At 59.2% G+C, this 15,859-nt stretch carries 16 protein-coding genes, 4 tRNA genes and 1 riboswitch; of the genes, 8 read left to right on the top strand and 12 right to left on the bottom strand.

The genetic code is table 11. The annotated features are described in order from the left end of the window. The first annotated feature begins 588 nt into the window (after positions 1-588). Genes O0880_RS25235 through O0880_RS28145 form a run of 3 tightly spaced genes read left to right on the top strand, consistent with a single transcriptional unit; the run spans position 589 to position 3,015 of the window. Positions 589-2,064: a GNAT family N-acetyltransferase gene (locus O0880_RS25235; protein WP_289889297.1), complete on the top strand. Its 1,476-nt coding sequence runs from the start codon at positions 589-591 to the stop codon at positions 2,062-2,064. After that, positions 2,024-2,488, top strand: coding sequence for an ASCH domain-containing protein (locus O0880_RS25230; RefSeq protein ID WP_289889296.1), 465 nt, complete (start codon positions 2,024-2,026; stop codon positions 2,486-2,488). Before O0880_RS25235 ends, O0880_RS25230 begins: the two co-directional genes overlap by 41 nt. Next, complete coding sequence (locus tag O0880_RS28145) at positions 2,485-3,015, top strand: ATP-binding protein (protein ID WP_354669906.1); 531 nt, start codon at positions 2,485-2,487, stop codon at positions 3,013-3,015. Before O0880_RS25230 ends, O0880_RS28145 begins: the two co-directional genes overlap by 4 nt. Before the next feature lie 91 nt (positions 3,016-3,106). Here O0880_RS28145 and O0880_RS25225 read toward each other — a convergent pair. Then, positions 3,107-3,182: transfer RNA gene (locus O0880_RS25225), tRNA-Lys, on the bottom strand. A gap of 78 nt (positions 3,183-3,260) precedes the next feature. Beyond that, positions 3,261-3,336 (bottom strand) — tRNA-Lys (locus O0880_RS25220). 130 nt (positions 3,337-3,466) lie between these two features. Between O0880_RS25220 and O0880_RS25215 the strand changes: the two genes are divergently transcribed. Together O0880_RS25215 and O0880_RS25210 are read left to right on the top strand one after the other, a co-directional pair. Then, positions 3,467-3,925 carry a MarR family transcriptional regulator gene (locus O0880_RS25215; RefSeq protein WP_071324712.1) on the top strand — a complete coding sequence of 153 codons (459 nt, stop codon included), beginning with the start codon at positions 3,467-3,469 and terminating at the stop codon, positions 3,923-3,925. Further along, complete coding sequence (locus tag O0880_RS25210; protein ID WP_289889295.1) at positions 3,922-5,415, top strand: MDR family MFS transporter; 1,494 nt, start codon at positions 3,922-3,924, stop codon at positions 5,413-5,415. The genes O0880_RS25215 and O0880_RS25210 overlap by 4 nt, the downstream gene beginning before the upstream one ends. On the opposite strand, the gene O0880_RS25205 is transcribed toward O0880_RS25210, so the two are convergent. Next, positions 5,409-6,497 carry an NADH:flavin oxidoreductase/NADH oxidase gene (locus O0880_RS25205; RefSeq protein WP_289889294.1) on the bottom strand — a complete coding sequence of 363 codons (1,089 nt, stop codon included), beginning with the start codon at positions 6,495-6,497 and terminating at the stop codon, positions 5,409-5,411. The genes O0880_RS25210 and O0880_RS25205 overlap by 7 nt on opposite strands. Before the next feature lie 107 nt (positions 6,498-6,604). Here O0880_RS25205 and O0880_RS25200 point away from each other — a divergent pair, with 107 nt between their 5' ends. Both O0880_RS25200 and O0880_RS25195 read left to right on the top strand, forming a co-directional pair. Continuing rightward, complete coding sequence (locus O0880_RS25200) at positions 6,605-6,940, top strand: helix-turn-helix domain-containing protein (RefSeq protein ID WP_071326620.1); 336 nt, start codon at positions 6,605-6,607, stop codon at positions 6,938-6,940. A gap of 142 nt (positions 6,941-7,082) precedes the next feature. Next, positions 7,083-8,204, top strand: a complete 1,122-nt coding sequence (locus O0880_RS25195) for an acyltransferase (RefSeq protein ID WP_289889293.1) — start codon at positions 7,083-7,085, stop codon at positions 8,202-8,204. 112 nt (positions 8,205-8,316) lie between these two features. On the opposite strand, the gene O0880_RS25190 is transcribed toward O0880_RS25195, so the two are convergent. The 9 genes from O0880_RS25190 to ybgC form a co-directional block, all read right to left on the bottom strand. Then, a tRNA-Lys gene (locus tag O0880_RS25190) sits at positions 8,317-8,392 on the bottom strand. 88 nt (positions 8,393-8,480) lie between these two features. After that, a tRNA-Lys gene (locus tag O0880_RS25185) sits at positions 8,481-8,556 on the bottom strand. A gap of 67 nt (positions 8,557-8,623) precedes the next feature. Beyond that, entirely contained in the window at positions 8,624-9,382 is a 759-nt protein-coding gene (ybgF, locus tag O0880_RS25180) for a tol-pal system protein YbgF (RefSeq protein ID WP_071324709.1), read from the bottom strand. Positions 9,383-9,515: 133 nt separating this feature from the next. Beyond that, positions 9,516-10,037 carry a peptidoglycan-associated lipoprotein Pal gene (pal, locus tag O0880_RS25175; protein ID WP_071324708.1) on the bottom strand — a complete coding sequence of 174 codons (522 nt, stop codon included), beginning with the start codon at positions 10,035-10,037 and terminating at the stop codon, positions 9,516-9,518. Between the two features lie 40 nt (positions 10,038-10,077). Further along, on the bottom strand, positions 10,078-11,355 hold the full coding sequence (gene tolB / locus O0880_RS25170; RefSeq protein ID WP_083411951.1) for a Tol-Pal system beta propeller repeat protein TolB: 1,278 nt from the start codon (positions 11,353-11,355) through the stop codon (positions 10,078-10,080). Next, positions 11,352-12,368, bottom strand: a complete 1,017-nt coding sequence (gene tolA, locus O0880_RS25165; protein WP_289889290.1) for a cell envelope integrity protein TolA — start codon at positions 12,366-12,368, stop codon at positions 11,352-11,354. Before tolA ends, tolB begins: the two co-directional genes overlap by 4 nt. 48 nt (positions 12,369-12,416) lie before the next feature. Further along, a complete protein-coding gene (locus tag O0880_RS25160; protein WP_083411949.1) occupies positions 12,417-12,857 on the bottom strand; it encodes an ExbD/TolR family protein in 441 nt (146 codons plus the stop codon). Positions 12,858-12,872: 15 nt separating this feature from the next. Beyond that, positions 12,873-13,562 (bottom strand): protein TolQ, encoded by a 690-nt coding sequence (gene tolQ, locus O0880_RS25155; RefSeq protein WP_071324706.1) that lies wholly within the window; start codon positions 13,560-13,562, stop codon positions 12,873-12,875. A 46-nt stretch (positions 13,563-13,608) separates the two neighbouring features. Continuing rightward, positions 13,609-14,010, bottom strand: a complete 402-nt coding sequence (gene ybgC / locus O0880_RS25150; protein ID WP_289889363.1) for a tol-pal system-associated acyl-CoA thioesterase — start codon at positions 14,008-14,010, stop codon at positions 13,609-13,611. 314 nt (positions 14,011-14,324) lie between these two features. Beyond that, positions 14,325-14,451: riboswitch (ZMP/ZTP riboswitch) on the top strand. A gap of 111 nt (positions 14,452-14,562) precedes the next feature. On the opposite strand from ybgC, the gene glyA reads away from it, so the two are divergent. Next, positions 14,563-15,810, top strand: coding sequence for a serine hydroxymethyltransferase (gene glyA, locus O0880_RS25145; RefSeq protein ID WP_071324705.1), 1,248 nt, complete (start codon positions 14,563-14,565; stop codon positions 15,808-15,810). Positions 15,811-15,859 lie beyond the last annotated feature (49 nt).

Below are 15,859 nucleotides of genomic sequence, written 5' to 3'. Positions count from 1 at the left end.
TGATTAACTTTTGCTGAAATAATATTTGTGCAAGCGTCGTTTTTGGAGGTTGCCTGAGATACACTACTAATATTCTCGTTAAATACCCTCTCAATCGCTGCCACCTGAACTTGCTTATGGAACCAAACGAACGTTGGGACTATCTGGTAGCTTTGGATGACGATCTGCTCAAAGGTGGGGTTGTCTTGCCGGAATGGTGCTCATTTATTATCCAGTAGGCCGATATTGCTTTCGTAAACGGCGCTCATTTGGCCTCGATCCTTACTACCGTCTCGGCAATAGAGACTTATTTACGTGCCGAGCACTCGGTTAGCGGGAAGGAGCGTCTTGTAGATTTAATAGATCGCCTCCCCGGGACGTCAAGACTTAGAAATGATTTGCATTCTTTGAGAAAGTATAGAAATTCTTGGGTGCACGTAGACGATCCTTGGAATGATAAAAAAATTATCGAAAACCCAGAAGTTTATGAAACTGAATTGGAGAGAGTGGCGATTAATTCAGTCAAGTTGTTACGCGAAGTTATCTACAGCGCTCCGTGGATATAATCGATAAATATTAAGATGCAGAGTAAATACTGAGAGATAAATCTTGAATCAGCGCTTGCGTTTCTTGCTTGATACTAATATTTTGATACCACTTCAGGATTCGATGGTGGTGCTTGAGCCTAGTCTCGCCAATTTTGCCCGTTTGGCGAATGCAGGTGGGCATCAGCTTCTTTATCATCCTGCCTCCGAAATCGATATCAAGCGCGACAAAGATAAAGAAAGACGAGATCGAACGCTTGCACGGTTAGCTCAGTACGCCCGGCTTGATGGTGTTCCGTTAAGCCCTTGCAATACGAACGAGACTTCAGCCAACGATGCCTGTGATAACGACATTCTTTATTCGCTTGAGTGCTCTGCTGTTCACGCGCTAGTTACTGAGGATCGTGAGATTCACAATAAAGCACGGCAATCAGGGCTGGGTAGCCGGGTCTATAATATTCAAACTGCCGAGGACTGGCTTCGACGGCTCCACGAGCCCTCGGAGGTTCAACTCCCCAATATTGATGATGTGCACCTGTATGAACTCACTAATCATCTAGACTCTGCGCTATTTGATAGTCTTCGGGAGAGTTATGATACGCCTTCCCGGAGTTTTAACGCGTGGTTTCGTGAAAAAGCGCAGATGGGAAGGAAAGCGTGGGTCGCCCGTTCTGATGGTGGGCAACTTGAGGCAATCTGTATTTACGCGATTCAAACGGATGAGGTCATTAATGACTCTCATACGCAACTGAATGGATCGTCGCTTAAGCTCTGTACATTCAAGGTAGGCGAGAAAATTCGGGGAAGAAAGATCGGCGAGTTGTTCCTTAAGGCGGCTTTTCGCTTTGCGACGGAAAATCGATGTGAGAATATATTTGTTCATACTGGTTCTGGGCAAATCTATTTACTAGCGTTGCTTGAGGACTTCGGATTTCAGAAGAATGGGATGTATGGCGCAGATATAGTGCTAGTTAAGGAACATCCAGTTAAGCCGCCGGAGTCCACACTGCCGGCGCTCGATTACGTACGTCTGTATTTCCCCCACTTTCGTCGCGATGAATCTGTGCAGAAGTTTTTGATCCCTATTCAGCCGCAGTTCCATCAGATTCTTTTTCCTGATCTAGCGAGGCAGGCCCAACTATTTTCCTCCGGTTCGACAGCTGGAAATGCTATCAAGCAGGCATACCTATGCAAAGCACCCACCAACCAAGTGAAGGCCGGCGATGTGGTGATCTTTTACCGGACTGTCGACGAAATGGCAGCAACATCAATTGGCGTTGTCGAATGCTATGTGGTTCACAAAGATGCGGCAAAGATCATGCAGGTCGTGCGGCGTAGAACGGTCTACAGTCAAAAAGATATCGAACTAATGGCGCATACCCCCACCAAAGTTATTCTTTTCCGGTTGGTCGGTCACTTCCCCGAGCCAGTGGCGCTTAGATCGTTAATAAGCGAGGGCATTGTCTCTGCTCCTCCTCAGTCTATTACAAAAATCTCAGATGATTCCTTCTCAAAATTGTTCTCAATCTCCAACTGGTAGTTCAATACTCATTTCGATTAAACCTCGATATGCTGATCTTATTCTTGCGGGAAGCAAGCGCGTGGAGTTGCGCCGTGCCGCACCGACTCAGGCTATTAAAGCTATGGCGATCTATTCGTCTTCGCCTATTCAGGCCATTGTTGCATTGGTCGAAATCGTCGAGGTAATCGAAGCAAGTGTATCTCGCCTATGGGAAATAGCTAGAGATAACGGCGGTGGTCTTACTCGCAGTGAATTAAGGAATTATTACAGTGGAAAGAAAACAGGTTTCGCATTTATGCTGGGAAAAGTTCGTCAATTTAACAGCCGGATTGAGCCCCGCATTATTTTTTCTAAATTCACTCCGCCACAATCATTCCGATACTTGACGCCTGATGAATTGAAGAAGTTAGAGAAATTGCTAGTCAAAAGGAGGAAGTCATGACGGTAATATTTCTTGCAGGAGTTCACGGAGTTGGAAAGGGGCACCTAGGTGCGCTGGTGTCTACTGGGCTCGGTGTGCTTCATTTGACCGCTAGCCAACTTATTCGAGAGGAGAAGGGGCGCGAGTCATGGGGGGCGGATAAAGTCGTCACAGATGTTGATGATAATCAGCGCGCACTAATTCAAGCTGTCGAACGGTTGCGTGATTCTGGGCAGGCTTTATTGCTGGATGGGCACTTTGTCCTTCGCGCGCCTAATGGCGACTTCATACGCTTGGAGGCGGGAGTCTTCTCCGCCTTGAAATTGTCTGGGGTTATTTTGCTATGTGAGGAGGCCGACAGAATTGCGGCACGCCTCCTGCAGCGCGACGGAGTCCACACGACGCCAGATTCTATTCGGGCGCTTGCAGCGGAAGAAGAGGCGCATGCTCGCGAGGTTTGTGGGGCATTAAGCATACCTCTTGCAGTATTTACGTCGCCTACGGAAACTAGCCTGACTGACACAATTCGAAGGCTAGTTAGCTGGTGACAAATCGATGCTTGCGAGAAGCGAGGGCGTGACCAGAGAGCGACCAGAAAAAAGCCCACGAACCGGAATTCGTGGGCTTCTCTGAAGTATTTGGTAGGCCGTGCGGGATTCGAACCTGCGACCAACGGATTAAAAGTCCGCTGCTCTACCAGCTGAGCTAACGACCCAAAACTTTGACTGCTTGCTGCGGTAACGCTGTGCTGTGCGTGCTTGCCATGGCGGCATGCAAACGGACTGCAAATTCTTGGTAGGCCGTGCGGGATTCGAACCTGCGACCAACGGATTAAAAGTCCGCTGCTCTACCAGCTGAGCTAACGACCCAAGGGCGGCTATTATGACGGCCAAAGGTGGTTTTGGGAAGGGCCAGGCGGGGCATGGGTGCAAAAAAGCCTTGCGTGGCGTTCACATGCGGCCTAATATGGATAGATAGCCTACCTATTTATATCATCCCATGCCTGATACTGAAGATCTTCCCATCCCCGAACGCGCGCTGGCGCTGTCCGATGAATTGCGCACGGCGTTCAAGCGCCTGCTGCGCTCGATGCAGCGCGAAGGGGGCGAGCTGGAGAGCGGCGTGTCGATGATGCAATACATGCTGCTGGCCCTGATCCACGAGCAGCCCGGCATCGGCGTGGCCGCGCTGGCGCGCCTGCAGAATGTGCGCGGGCCCACCGTCAGCGCGCAGATCAAGTCTTTGGCCGAGGCGGGACTCGTCGAGCGCAGCGCGCCCGATCCGCAGGACCGGCGCCGTTCCGGCCTGCATGTGTCGGCGCAAGGCGAGGCCATCCTCGAGACCCTGCGCGCGCGCCGCCGCGATGCGCTGGCGCGGCGCATCGCCCGCCTGACGCCGCAGCAGATGGAGGCGCTGGCCGCCGCCATGCAGCCGCTGCTCGAGATTGGCCAGGCATGAGCAGCCCCGCCAAACCCGCAGGCGCAGAGGCGCCGCTGACGGAGCGCGAAGTGCGCGCCACCTACCTGGGCCTGATGGCCGTGCTGGGCCTGGGCGCGCTGGACCAGAGCATCGTCGCCACGGCCCTGCCGCGCATCGTCGACGACCTGGGCGGCATGGCGCACCTGTCGTGGGTGGTGACGGCGTATGTGCTGGCCTCGACGGCCACCATGCCGCTGTACGGCAAGCTGGCCGACCAGTATGGCCGCCGTCCCATGATCTTCACGGCCTTGCTGACCTTCCTGCTCGGTTCCGTGCTGTGCGGGCTGGCGCAGAACATGACGGAACTGATCGTCTTCCGCGCCATCCAGGGCCTCGGCGCGGGCGGCTTCATGCCGCTGGCGCAAATCATCATCGGCGATATCGTGCCGCCGGCCGAGCGGGGCAAGCGGCAGGGCATGGTGCCCATCGTGTTTGCCGTCACCAGCGTGCTGGGCCCCGTGCTGGGCGGCGTCATCACGGACGCGCTGTCGTGGCACTGGATTTTCTTCGTGAACCTGCCCGTGGGCGCGGTCGCCTTTGTCATCATCGCGCGCGCCATGCGCAAACCCGCGCCCGCGCATGCGCACCGGATCGACTACCTGGGTTCTGCCTTGCTGACGGGTGCCGTCACGGCGGCGCTGCTGGTGCTGGCGCTGGGCGGCACCGAGTGGCCGTGGGATGCGCAGGCCATCAAGGTGTGCGGCGGTGTCGCCGTGCTGCTGGGGATCTGGCTGGCGTTCCACGTGGGCAGGGTGGATGAACCCGTGCTGCCGCCCGACCTGTTCGAGAACCGCACCTTCAATATCGCCAGCCTGGTGATGGCCGTGACGTTCATGGGCCTGATGGGCGCCAGCGTCTTCTTTCCCCTGTTCTTCCAGCTGGTGATGGGGACGAGTCCGGCGGAGTCCGGCGTGATGACGGTGGCCATGATGGTGGGGCTGGTGGCATCGTCGATGTTCAACGGCCGGGTACTGTCGCGCTCGGGCAGGTACAAGATGGTGCAGGTGATGGGGCTGGGCGTGGCGGTCGTGGCGTTTGCCGTGCTGGCCTGGGCCATGGAAACGTCGCGCGGTTACTGGGTCATCGAGCCGGCCATCTTCTTCCTCGGCACGGGCCTGGGCTTGGTGATGCCGAACATGACGGTCGCCGTGCAGAATGCCCTGCCATTGGCGCGGCGCGGCGTGGGCACGGCCATGCTGGCCTTCTTCCGCTCGCTGGGCGGCTTGCTGGGCGTGACGGCGTCGGGCGCCATCCTTGCGCACCAGCTGCACCGGCACGGCGTGGAAGCCGTCTCGGCGCTGGGCGCGCACGCGGCGGCACAGACGGTGGAAGTCTACCGCCATGCGATCGCCAGCGTGTTTGGCGCCGGCGCCGTGCTGCTGCTAGTGGGGCTGGTCGCCTTGCTGTTCTTGCCGGAACTGCCCCTGGAAGGGCATCCGGCAAACGTGAAGGCGAAGGGCGATCAATAGCGTTCCAGCCAGTGCGCGTAGGGCGCCGGCAGGGTCCACGAGGCGCGCTCGACTTTCAATTCCTTGGCGGCAAAGTAGGCCCAGTGCGGATTGGCCAGGTGTGCCTTGCCGACCATCACCAGGTCCAGCTGCTCTTCCTTGACGACGCGTTCGGCAATGGCCGGCGTGCCGAAGCCCCAGGCCGACGAGACGGGTACGCCCGCTTCGCGGCGCACGCGCTCGGCGATCGGGCCCATGAAGGCCGGGCCCCACGGGATGGTCACGTCGGGAATGGTAAAGCCCATGCTGACGCTGATCATGTCCATGCCGGCATCCTTGAACTGGCGTACCAGGCCGATCGATTCGAGCAGGGTTTGCTCGTCGCGGCCGTCGAATTCCAGCACGCCGAAGCGGATCGTCAGCGGCAGGTGCTCAGGCCACACTTCACGCACGGCTTTCAATGTTTCCAGCAAGAAGCGGCTGCGGTTTTCCAGGCTGCCGCCGTAGATATCGTAGCGCTGGTTCGAGTGGGCGGAAAAGAAGCTTTGCGCCAGGTAACCGTGGGCGAAGTGCAGTTCCAGCCATTCGAAGCCCACTTCACGGGCCCGCACGGCGGCGTCGACGAAATTCTGGCGCACGCGGGCGATATCGTCGAGGTCCATGGCGCGCGGCACCTTCGGCAGGCCGCCGCCAAAGGCGATGGCGGAAGGGGCGATGGTTTGCCAGCCGCGCGCGTCGCCGTCAACAATATGGTCGTCGCCTTCCCATGGGCGGTTGGCGCTGGCCTTGCGGCCCGCGTGGGCGATCTGGATGCCGGGCACGGCACCGGCCGCCTTGATGGCTTTCACGACGGGGACAAAGGCTTGCGCCAGATCATCGTTCCAGATGCCGGTGCAGCCGGGCGTGATGCGGCCTTCCGGCGCCACGGCGGTTGCTTCGACGATCACCAGGCCGGCGCCGCCGCGCGCCATGCCGGCGTAATGCGACAGGTGCCAGTCGTTGGCCTGGCCATCGACGGCCATGTATTGGCACATGGGTGGCACGGCGATGCGGTTGCGCACGGTGATGTCTTTGAGGGTGTAGGGCTGGAAGAGGGCGGACATGGTGGCCTTTGTGTTTGTTGGTGGAAATGTTTGGAAAATGCTGATTCGGTAGTTCGTAAATATTCGAATAATGGAATTAGTATAGCCGATGCTGTATGATTCTGCTCATGCGTCCACACAAACATCCCCCCGCCAGCGAATTCGTCCTCGAGCGCGTGCTCTACGCCTTGAGCGACTCGATTCGCCTCGACATCGTGCGCCACCTGGCCCGCGTCGACGCGGCCGCGTGCGGCGACCTGGACGGCGGACGGCCGAAATCGACCGTTTCCCACCACTTCAAGGTCTTGCGCGAAGCGGGCCTCGTCTACACGGAAAACGCGGGCACCACGCATATGAACACCCTGCGCCGCGCCGATATCGAGAGCCGCTTTCCCGGCTTGCTCGATGCCATCCTCGCACAGCAGCCGCTGCTGCAGGAGTTTGGCGGGCAGGGCGGCGCGTAGCACCTGCGGCTTGCCGTACGGCGATGCGCGGCGACGCAACCTGTCAACCTCGGCTATGATGTCGGCCGGTCGGCAAAATCATCGGCAACGCGCTTGTCTGGGATTGTGTTGTTGAAAAGTGGCTGTATGGCAAGGGTTGTGGATGAAGGCAGTGGCAGGAATCGACGCGGACAAGGTGCTGCGCGCGCAGTTTGGCTGGATTAATCTGTTGAAGGCGGGCGCGGCGCAATTGATCGTGCTGCACCATCTGGCGTTTTACGGCCCCATGTCCGATTACGTGCAACCGCTGTGGCCCGACTTGCTGGACTGGCTGGGCGGCAGCGCGCGCATCGCCGTGCAAGTGTTCCTCGTCATCGGCGGCTTTCTCGTCGCCAAGTCCCTTGCTCCTGCGGCTCTTCCTGGCATCGATTCTCCCTTGCAAGCCATCTGGCGCCGCTATGCCAAGCTGGCGCCGCCATTCCTGGCCGCCACCCTGCTTGCCGCCGTCGCTACCCCCGTGGCCGGCATCTGGATGATGCACGATTCCATGTCGGCCGCCGTCACCCTGGGCCAGCTCAGCGCCCATGCCTTGCTGCTGCATGGCGTGCTCGGCTATGAATCGCTGTCGGCTGGCGCCTGGTATGTGGCCATCGATTTCCAGCTATACCTGCTGACGGTGTTGCTGCTGTGGCTGGGCGGCCGCCTGGCGGGTCAGCGGCGGCCGGGCTGGCTGATGCCGCTGACCGTCACCGTGGGCATCATTCTTTCCCTGCTGTACTTCAATCTCGATGCCGGCTGGGATAACTGGGCGCCGTACTTCTTCGGCAGCTATGGCCTGGGCATGCTGGCCTGGTGGGCCAGCGACCCTAAACGCCAGCCCGGCGCCATGACCGTGCTCATGGCCCTGGCTGCCGTGCCCGTCCTGCTGGCCCTGGCCATCGACTATCGCAGCCGCATCGCGCTGGCCCTGATCGTCGCCTGCGCGCTGTTCCTGTTCGGCCGCGCCCGCACGCCTTCCCGTGGACGCGCCTGGAACGTCATCAACGCCCTGGGCCGCATCTCGTACGCCGTCTTCCTCGTGCACTTTCCCGTCAGCCTGCTCGTCAATGCATTATTCACCAGCTACGTCCCGCTCGAGCCGGAATGGCAGGCGCTGGGCATGCTGACGGCCTGGGGCGCCAGCCTGGCGGCCGGTGCCGCGTTCTATCGTTGGGTGGAGGTGCCGCTGGGGCGCGTGGTGCAGGCCTGGATGGCGAAGGCCGGCGTGCGGACGGTGTCGGCCTGAGGGGTGGCATGCGCCTGCAGGGATGTGGGCGCCAGAGTTTTTTTGCATTGCCGGGAAGTGCGCGCGCAAAACAAAAAAGCCAACCGCGAACGGTTGGCTTCTTCATAGTATTTGGTAGGCCGTGCGGGATTCGAACCTGCGACCAACGGATTAAAAGTCCGCTGCTCTACCAGCTGAGCTAACGACCCAAAAACTTTTACAACAACTTCGGTAACACTGTGCGGTAAAAAAATGCTTGCTATAACAACTCGCAAGCAGATCAGTACTGCGTATTCGTGGTAGGCCGTGCGGGATTCGAACCTGCGACCAACGGATTAAAAGTCCGCTGCTCTACCAGCTGAGCTAACGACCCGAAGAAGGAAGATTATAGGGGGTGCCCGGGATTCTGTCAAACCTAACGGGCAACTTTTTCCCCGGTTTTACTTTTTACCTGCGCGTTCCTTGGCCGTCTGGGCGGCGCTGGAGTCCGGATAGCGCGAGATCAGCGCGTTGTAAGTCTTGGTGGCGTTGGCCTTGTCTTTCAGTTCCGTGTAGCAGCTGGCGATGTTGAGCATGGCGTCGGCCGCCTTCGGGCTGTCCGGGTAGTTCTTCACGACCACTTGCTGGGCGCTGATGGCGCTCTTGCAGTCGCGCTGGGCGTAGTGGGCGTTGCCCAGCCAGTATTGCGCGTTGGCCGCGTAGGCGGACTCCGGGTAGCGCTTGACGAAGGCGTCCAGCGAAGTAGCGGCCGCCTTGTAGTCGCCCGACTTGAACAGGCCCAGGGCGGCGTCATACGCGCCTTGCTCGGAGACGCCCACGGCCGCTTCCTGGCCGTCGATGGTGACCTGGCGCGGTTCGAGCTTGCGCAGGCGCGCGTCGAGGTCGGTGTAGAAATCCTTCTGGCGCTTTTGCGCGTTGGCCAGGTCATTGCCCAGCACTTCGATCTGGCCGCGCAGGCGGGCGATCTCCTGCATGGTCTGGTCGTGCTGGTTGATCAGGCTCAAGGTGCTGGTCTTGTCCGCTTTCGTGTCGATGCGGCTATTCATGTCCCGCGCCAGCGCGTCGACCTTGGAGCGCAGCTCCAGGATGGCCTTGCGTGCTTCGTCGTCGTCGAACAGGGCCGCGTTGGCGTGCAGGGGCAGGGCGGCAAAGGCGGCCAGCAGGGCGGCGGCGACGCCGGCTTTCGAGAATGTCATCATGAGTCGGGCTTTCAAAAGTTACGCAAACATGCAAACGGGGCGCTGGGCGGTGAAAATCCGCACAGCGCCCCATTATTATGCCTATGACTGGCCAGTTAGGTAAGCGCCAATCCTGCCGCGCTCACCCGGGATATCAATAAGCGATGTCAGCGCGGCGGTTTTCTGCCCATGCTGCTTCGTTGTTACCTTGAGCCTTAGGCTTTTCTTTGCCGAAGGACACTGCTTCCATCTGGCTGTCGGACACGCCCAGGGCGGCCATCGACTTGCGCACTGCTTCGGCACGTTTCTGACCCAGGGCCAGGTTGTACTCGGCGCCGCCGCGATCATCGGTGTTGCCTTGGATGATGACTTTGCGTGCTGGGGTCTTCACCAGGTAAGCGGCGTGGTTTTGCACCACTGGCGTTTCCGATTCACGCACGACGTATTTGTCGAAGTCGAAGTACACGCTGCGGTTAGCCAGCACGCCTTTTGGATCGTTCAGCGGGTCAACGGTTTCAGCAACAACGGTGTTGACTTCGCGTACGTCTGCTGGTGGCGCGGTTTTTTCAGGAGCGCGCTCGACGACTGGGGTTTCTGCCAGTTTGACAGGGGTGCTGCAAGCCGACAACAGGGCTGCAGTAGCTGCGATGAAAGCTAAACTTTTAAAGTTACTCATTTTTATTCTCCGGGTCGTGGTTAAGGTAAAACGTACTGCATTACTTCATGAAAGGACCCCAGGTGGGCTCCTTGATATTGCCAGCTTGCGTGGTCAGACGCTGCTTGACGCGGCCATCCACCGAAACTACCGCCAGCGACTTGCGTCGCCCGGATTCGGTCGCGTACATAATATATTTCCCGTTGGGCGAAAAGCTCGGTGATTCGTCGTTGGCGGTGTCCGACAGGCGCAAGTCCTGGCCACTAGCCAGGTCAAGCGCGTAGAGCTGGAAATTGCCGTCGCGACGGGAAATATAAGCGAGTGTCTTCCCGTCGGACGAAATCCGCGGGCTGGTGTTGTAGGAGCCGCCAAACGTCACGCGCTTGGCTTCGCCGCCACTGACGGGCATGCGGTAGATTTGTGGTCCGCCGCTGCGATCACTGGTGAAGTAGATGCTTTGGCCATCGGCCGAGAATTGGGGTTCCGTATCGATGCCGCTGCTGGTGGTCAGGCGGCGCAAGCCACCGCCATCGGCGTTCATGATGTAGACCTGGGTATGTCCGTCGCGCGACAGGGCCACGGCCAGGCGCGAGCCGTCCGGGCTCCAGCTCGGCGCCGAATTGCTGCCTTTTTCGTTCGACACGATGGTGCGCTGGCGCGTCACCAGGTTTTGCACGTAGACGATGGGCTTGCGTTTTTCAAACGAGACATACGCCACCTTGGTGCCGTCCGGCGACCAGGCCGGCGAAATGATCGGCTCGTGCGAGCGCAGGGCGACCTGGATGCCTTCGCCGTCGGCGTCGGCGATTTCCAGGCGGTATTCGCGGCCCGACTGCGTGACATAGGCGATGCGCGTGGCGAACGCGCCCTTGGTGCCCGTCAGCTTTTCATAGATGTCATCGGCGATCTTGTGCGCCAACAAGCGGTTGAACTGCGGCGCGGCCGCATTGTTCATGCTCGACAGCTGGGCGCCCTTGATGGTGTCGAACAGTTTGTAACGCACGTCCAGGCGGCCATCGGCCATGCTTTGCACGCTGCCGGCCGCCAGCGCATCGGCGCCGCGCGACTTCCACTGATCGTAGCTGACGGGGGCCGTTTCGGCGATCGGCGCATCGGTGTCGATCAGCTTGAACACGCCGCTGCGCGCCAGGTCGGCCTTGATGATGCCCGACAGCGATTGCGGCGCCGCCGCTTCATTGACGAACGGGGCGATGGTAACGGGGATCTGGTTGCTGCCGATCCCGGTAATTTCCACGCGCAGTTGCGCCTGGGCAGCCGTGGCGCCCAGCACCAGGCTGGCGCAGAGCACGACATAGCTCATTTTTTTCATGATCATCATTTAGGCAAATCCTTCATCTCGAATATGAGTTCAATCTCGCGTTCCACCGTGCCGTCTTTTTTCTTCGGCAGTGGCGACGATTTATTAATGGCGTTTTCCACCGAGCTGTCATACGCCGGCAGGCCGCTACTTTTGATCTTCCGGACCGAAATAATTTCCCCAGTTGGCAGTTGCTCGATCTTGAACACGGCGCGCGGGTTGCCCGGCACGTCCGTACTACCGCTGTACGCGATATTGCTCTTGATCTTGCTCGTCAGGGCAGCGACATAGCCGCTGTCCTTGCGTGGCGCGGTCGATTTCTCGGCCGTGCCCGTCGTGCCGGCACCTGCCGCGCCCGTGATGCGGCTCATTTCGGCGGCACGTGCCTTGTCGGCGGCTTTTTTCTCTTCTGCCGCTTTCTTGGCCTTGGCGGCTTTTTCCGCCGCGGCTTTCTTGTCCGCCAATTCCTTCTCGGCTTTTTCCTGGGCTTTCTCTTTCTCTTTCTCGAGCTTGGCCTTCTCCAGCTTGTCGGCCTTTTCCTTCTCGAGCTTCTCAGCCTTGTCTTTTTCCTTCTGCTTCTGTTTTTCCAGCTCGCGTTTTTCTTCTTCGCGTTCCTTCTGTTCCTGCTTGCGGCGCTCTTCCGCGGCCGCTTTGTCCTTTTCTTCCTTCAGCTTGGCCTTCTTGCGCTCGAGGGCGATTTCCGCCTCGCGCAGGTCGACCTTCGGCTCGGGCGCTGCCACCGGCGGCGGTGGCGGCGGGGCGGGCCGTTCGACTTCCGGTTCCAGCGGCGGGGCAGGCGTCGGCTCCGGTTCCGTCGCCACCTCGGGCGGCGGCGCGGCCGTCTGCACCTTCAGGTCCCACACTTCCGCTTCCACGGCCACAGGTTCCGTATTTTGCCAGTGTACGCCCACCCACAGGAAAAACAGCAGGCCAAGATGCATCGCCAGCGCCAGGCCCAGTGAGGGCCAGCGGCTGCGTTCGCGCGGCACGCTGTAGGGCTTGCCGAGTACATGGTCGATTTGTTTGGTCTGCAAAGTCAAGTCTATCTAAAAACAGTCAAGTCTGGATACGTGAGAGTGCGCTTACTTGGTGGCCAGGCCAACCCGGGTGATGCCCATCTTTTTCGCTTCCGAAATCAGCTGGATCACATCGTCGTACTTGCTTTCCTTGTCGCCCGCGATCAGCACGGGATAGTCGGGATTGGTCTCGTGCAAGCCACGCAGCTTGCGCAGCAGGGCGTCGCGGTTCGGTTCCGTTTCCGGCGCCAGCTGTTCCTTGCCGATCACGCCGATCGACAGCGAGCCGTTCGGCTTGAGCACGATCTGGATATAGTCATCGGGCGGTTTCGCCGTCTTTTCCGCGTTGGGCAGGTTCACCACGCTGGGATTGTTCGACGACGGCATCACCATGAAAATGATCAGCAGTACCAGCATCACGTCGATATATGGCACGACGTTGATTTCCGACTTGAACTTGCGGCCTCGGCCGCCGCGCATGCCGCCGCTATTGAATGAAGAGCCCATGGACGCTGCTCCCTCTTAGCGCGACTGGCGCTGCAGGATGTTGGAGAATTCCTCGACGAAGCTTTCGAAGCGGATCGCCAGGCGGTCGATGTCATGCGAGAAACGGTTGTAGGCCACGACGGCGGGAATGGCCGCGAACAGGCCGATGGCGGTGGCAATCAGCGCTTCGGCAATGCCGGGCGCGACGGCGGCCAGCGTGGCTTGCTGCACGTTGGCCAGGCCGCGGAAGGCGTTCATGATGCCCCACACGGTGCCGAGCAGGCCGATGTACGGCGAGACGGAGCCGACGGACGCGAGGAAGGCCAGGTGCGATTCGAGCACGTCCATTTCGCGCTGGAAGGCGGCGCGCATGGCGCGGCGGGCGCCGTCGAGCACGGCGCCGACGTCGAGCGCTTCGCGCGAACCGTACGATGCCTTGCCCTTGATGAATTCGCCCATGCCGGCATCGAAGATGCGGGCCAGCGCGCCGCTCTGGTCGCGGTTGCCGTTGGCGCTCTGGTGCAGCGCATGCAGGTTGCCGCCGGCCCAGAAGCTGCGTTCAAATTCGATGGTTTGCTTGCGGGCCTGACGTACCGCAAACATCTTGCGGAAAATGTAGGTCCAGCTGGTGAGGGAGATCAGCAACAGCAGGGCCATGATCAATTGCACGATCAGGTGGGCATTGGAGATGAGCGCGAGGAAAGAAAGATCTTGTGTAACGTTCATTGGCTGGCAGTCTGTTGGTGAATTGTCCGGGGGTGGCGGGTAGGGCTCAGGCGGCGCGCATGCGGACCGCCACTGCATCAGGCACGGCGCGCGGGCGCAGTGCCGAGTCGACGCAGCCGATCTTGACGCGGGCCGTATTGAGCAGGCTGTCGCCGCACCAGGCTTGTTGCAGGAAAACGATGGAGGCGCGCCCCATTTTCTCTATGCTTAAGGTTAATCTTATCGTGTCATCGAGTCTGGCCGGCGCATGATAGTCGGCGTTGACGCTTTTGACAACGAACATCGCGTCATGCTGTTGCAGCAGTTCCTGCTGGCCTACCTCGATGGCGCGCAGCCATTCTGTGCGCGCGCGCTCAAAGAACTTCAGGTAGTTTGCGTAGTAAACGATGCCACCGGCGTCGGTGTCTTCATAGTAGACACGTACGTTCCAGGTAAAGACTGAAGGCATGTTTATTGCGCCAGTAGTGAGATTGAGCAACATTTTACGCGATTTTTCTTCTTGTGACTTGAGGCGCTTGCCTGAATGCCATGCAAAAGCAGCATGCAAGTTGCACCGCAGCATTGTAAGTCTGGGGTGTCCAATGGCAAGCTTCGTAACATACGCTTACATGCCGCAGCCAGGTTTAAGTTCAGCTTAAGAACTGGCGTAGCGGCCCGGTTGATGCTGCGGCGTGCCCGGGCTTGCATGGCGCGCGGCGATTATAGCCGCACCGTTGCATTCCTTGCTCAATTTGAGCACTTAACTTACAATTTGATTTCCATTACGTCTCACGTGACTGGCGAAAAGTCGAAGCGATCTCCACAGTGTGGCGGTCCGCTTACCGGCGAAAGGTGGACACCCACCGGGAAACGTGAGATTTTTCATCAGCCGTTCGCCTGGGTAGCCACTATGGAAAAGCACGAAGAGGCTGCCTGTCCAATGTTGTTATTCACTTAACGCCGGCTCCCCTCATTCGATCCAACCTGCCAGTACAAGCACCCTCATACTTGGAGTTTTTACATGTTTGCAAAAGATCACACCCTCGCCAACGTCGATCCTGAATTGTTCGCCGTCATTCAAAAAGAAAACGTGCGCCAGCACGATCACATCGAGTTGATCGCGTCGGAAAACTACACCTCGCCAGCCGTGATGGAAGCGCAAGGTTCGCAACTGACGAACAAGTATGCCGAAGGCTATCCAGGCAAGCGCTACTACGGCGGCTGCGAATACGTCGACGTGGCCGAGCAACTGGCGATCGACCGCGTGAAACAGCTGTTCGGCGCCGAATGCGCGAACGTGCAGCCGAACTCGGGCTCGCAAGCGAACCAGGGCGTGTTCTTCGCCATGCTGAAACCAGGCGACCTGATCATGGGTATGTCGCTGGCCGAAGGCGGCCACCTGACGCACGGCATGCCGCTGAACATGTCCGGCAAATGGTTCGACGTCGTGTCCTACGGCTTGACGGCGGAAGAAGACATCGACTACGAGGCCATGGAACGCCTGGCGCGCGAACGCAAGCCCAAGCTGATCATCGCCGGCGCGTCCGCATTCTCGAAAAAGATCGACTTCGAGCGTTTCAGCAAGATCGCCAAGGAAGTGGGCGCCTACTTCATGGTCGACATGGCCCACTACGCCGGCCTGATCGCCGCCGGCCTGTACCCGAACCCGGTGCCATTCGCCGACTTCGTCACCTCGACCACGCACAAATCGCTGCGCGGCCCGCGCGGCGGCATCATCCTGATGAAGGCCGAGCACGAAAAAGCCATCAACTCGGCCATCTTCCCCGGCATCCAGGGCGGCCCGCTGATGCACGTGATCGCCGGCAAGGCCGTCGCCTTCAAGGAAGCGCTGAGCCCTGAATTCGTCGACTACCAGAAGCAAGTGATCAAGAACGCCGACGTGCTGGCGAAAACTCTGATCAAGCGCGGCCTGCGCATCGTTTCCGGCGGCACCGAATCGCACGTCATGCTGGTCGACCTGCGCGCCAAGAACCTGACGGGCAAGGAAGCCGAAGCCATCCTCGGTTCCGCGCACATCACCTGCAACAAGAACGGCATCCCGAACGACCCGCAAAAGCCATTCGTCACCTCGGGCATCCGCCTGGGCAGCCCGGCGATGACGACGCGCGGTTTCAAGGAAGCGCAAGCGGAAGAAGTGGGCAACCTGATCGCCGACGTGCTGGACAATCCGCATGACGCCGCCACCATCGAGCGCGTGAAAGCGGCCGTGAAAGTGCTGGCCGACGCGCACCCGGTCTACGCCGCATAATTATTTGTCCAGAATGTGTCATACAGAGTAAGATTCTGTCTGACACATT

The organism is Janthinobacterium sp. SUN118, from assembly GCF_030397695.1.
In the GTDB taxonomy this organism is placed as follows: Bacteria; Pseudomonadota; Gammaproteobacteria; order Burkholderiales; family Burkholderiaceae_D; genus Janthinobacterium.
The sequence above is the reverse complement of the archived record's forward strand: the minus strand, read 5'-3'. Positions and strand labels throughout refer to the sequence as shown.

Excerpts from the sequence above, each read along its gene's own strand:
- O0880_RS25230 (WP_289889296.1), top strand. The coding sequence starts at position 2,024 with ATGATTCCTTCTCAAAATTGTTCTCAATCTCCAACTGGTAGTTCAATA.
- O0880_RS28145 (WP_354669906.1), top strand. The coding sequence starts at position 2,485 with ATGACGGTAATATTTCTTGCAGGAGTTCACGGAGTTGGAAAGGGGCAC.
- O0880_RS25215 (WP_071324712.1), top strand. The coding sequence starts at position 3,467 with ATGCCTGATACTGAAGATCTTCCCATCCCCGAACGCGCGCTGGCGCTG.
- O0880_RS25210 (WP_289889295.1), top strand. The coding sequence starts at position 3,922 with ATGAGCAGCCCCGCCAAACCCGCAGGCGCAGAGGCGCCGCTGACGGAG.
- O0880_RS25205 (WP_289889294.1), bottom strand. The coding sequence starts at position 6,497 with ATGTCCGCCCTCTTCCAGCCCTACACCCTCAAAGACATCACCGTGCGC.
- O0880_RS25200 (WP_071326620.1), top strand. The coding sequence starts at position 6,605 with ATGCGTCCACACAAACATCCCCCCGCCAGCGAATTCGTCCTCGAGCGC.
- O0880_RS25195 (WP_289889293.1), top strand. The coding sequence starts at position 7,083 with ATGAAGGCAGTGGCAGGAATCGACGCGGACAAGGTGCTGCGCGCGCAG.
- ybgF (WP_071324709.1), bottom strand. The coding sequence starts at position 9,382 with ATGATGACATTCTCGAAAGCCGGCGTCGCCGCCGCCCTGCTGGCCGCC.
- pal (WP_071324708.1), bottom strand. The coding sequence starts at position 10,037 with ATGAGTAACTTTAAAAGTTTAGCTTTCATCGCAGCTACTGCAGCCCTG.
- tolB (WP_083411951.1), bottom strand. The coding sequence starts at position 11,355 with ATGATGATCATGAAAAAAATGAGCTATGTCGTGCTCTGCGCCAGCCTG.
- O0880_RS25160 (WP_083411949.1), bottom strand. The coding sequence starts at position 12,857 with ATGGGCTCTTCATTCAATAGCGGCGGCATGCGCGGCGGCCGAGGCCGC.
- tolQ (WP_071324706.1), bottom strand. The coding sequence starts at position 13,562 with ATGAACGTTACACAAGATCTTTCTTTCCTCGCGCTCATCTCCAATGCC.
- ybgC (WP_289889363.1), bottom strand. The coding sequence starts at position 14,010 with ATGCCTTCAGTCTTTACCTGGAACGTACGTGTCTACTATGAAGACACC.
- glyA (WP_071324705.1), top strand. The coding sequence starts at position 14,563 with ATGTTTGCAAAAGATCACACCCTCGCCAACGTCGATCCTGAATTGTTC.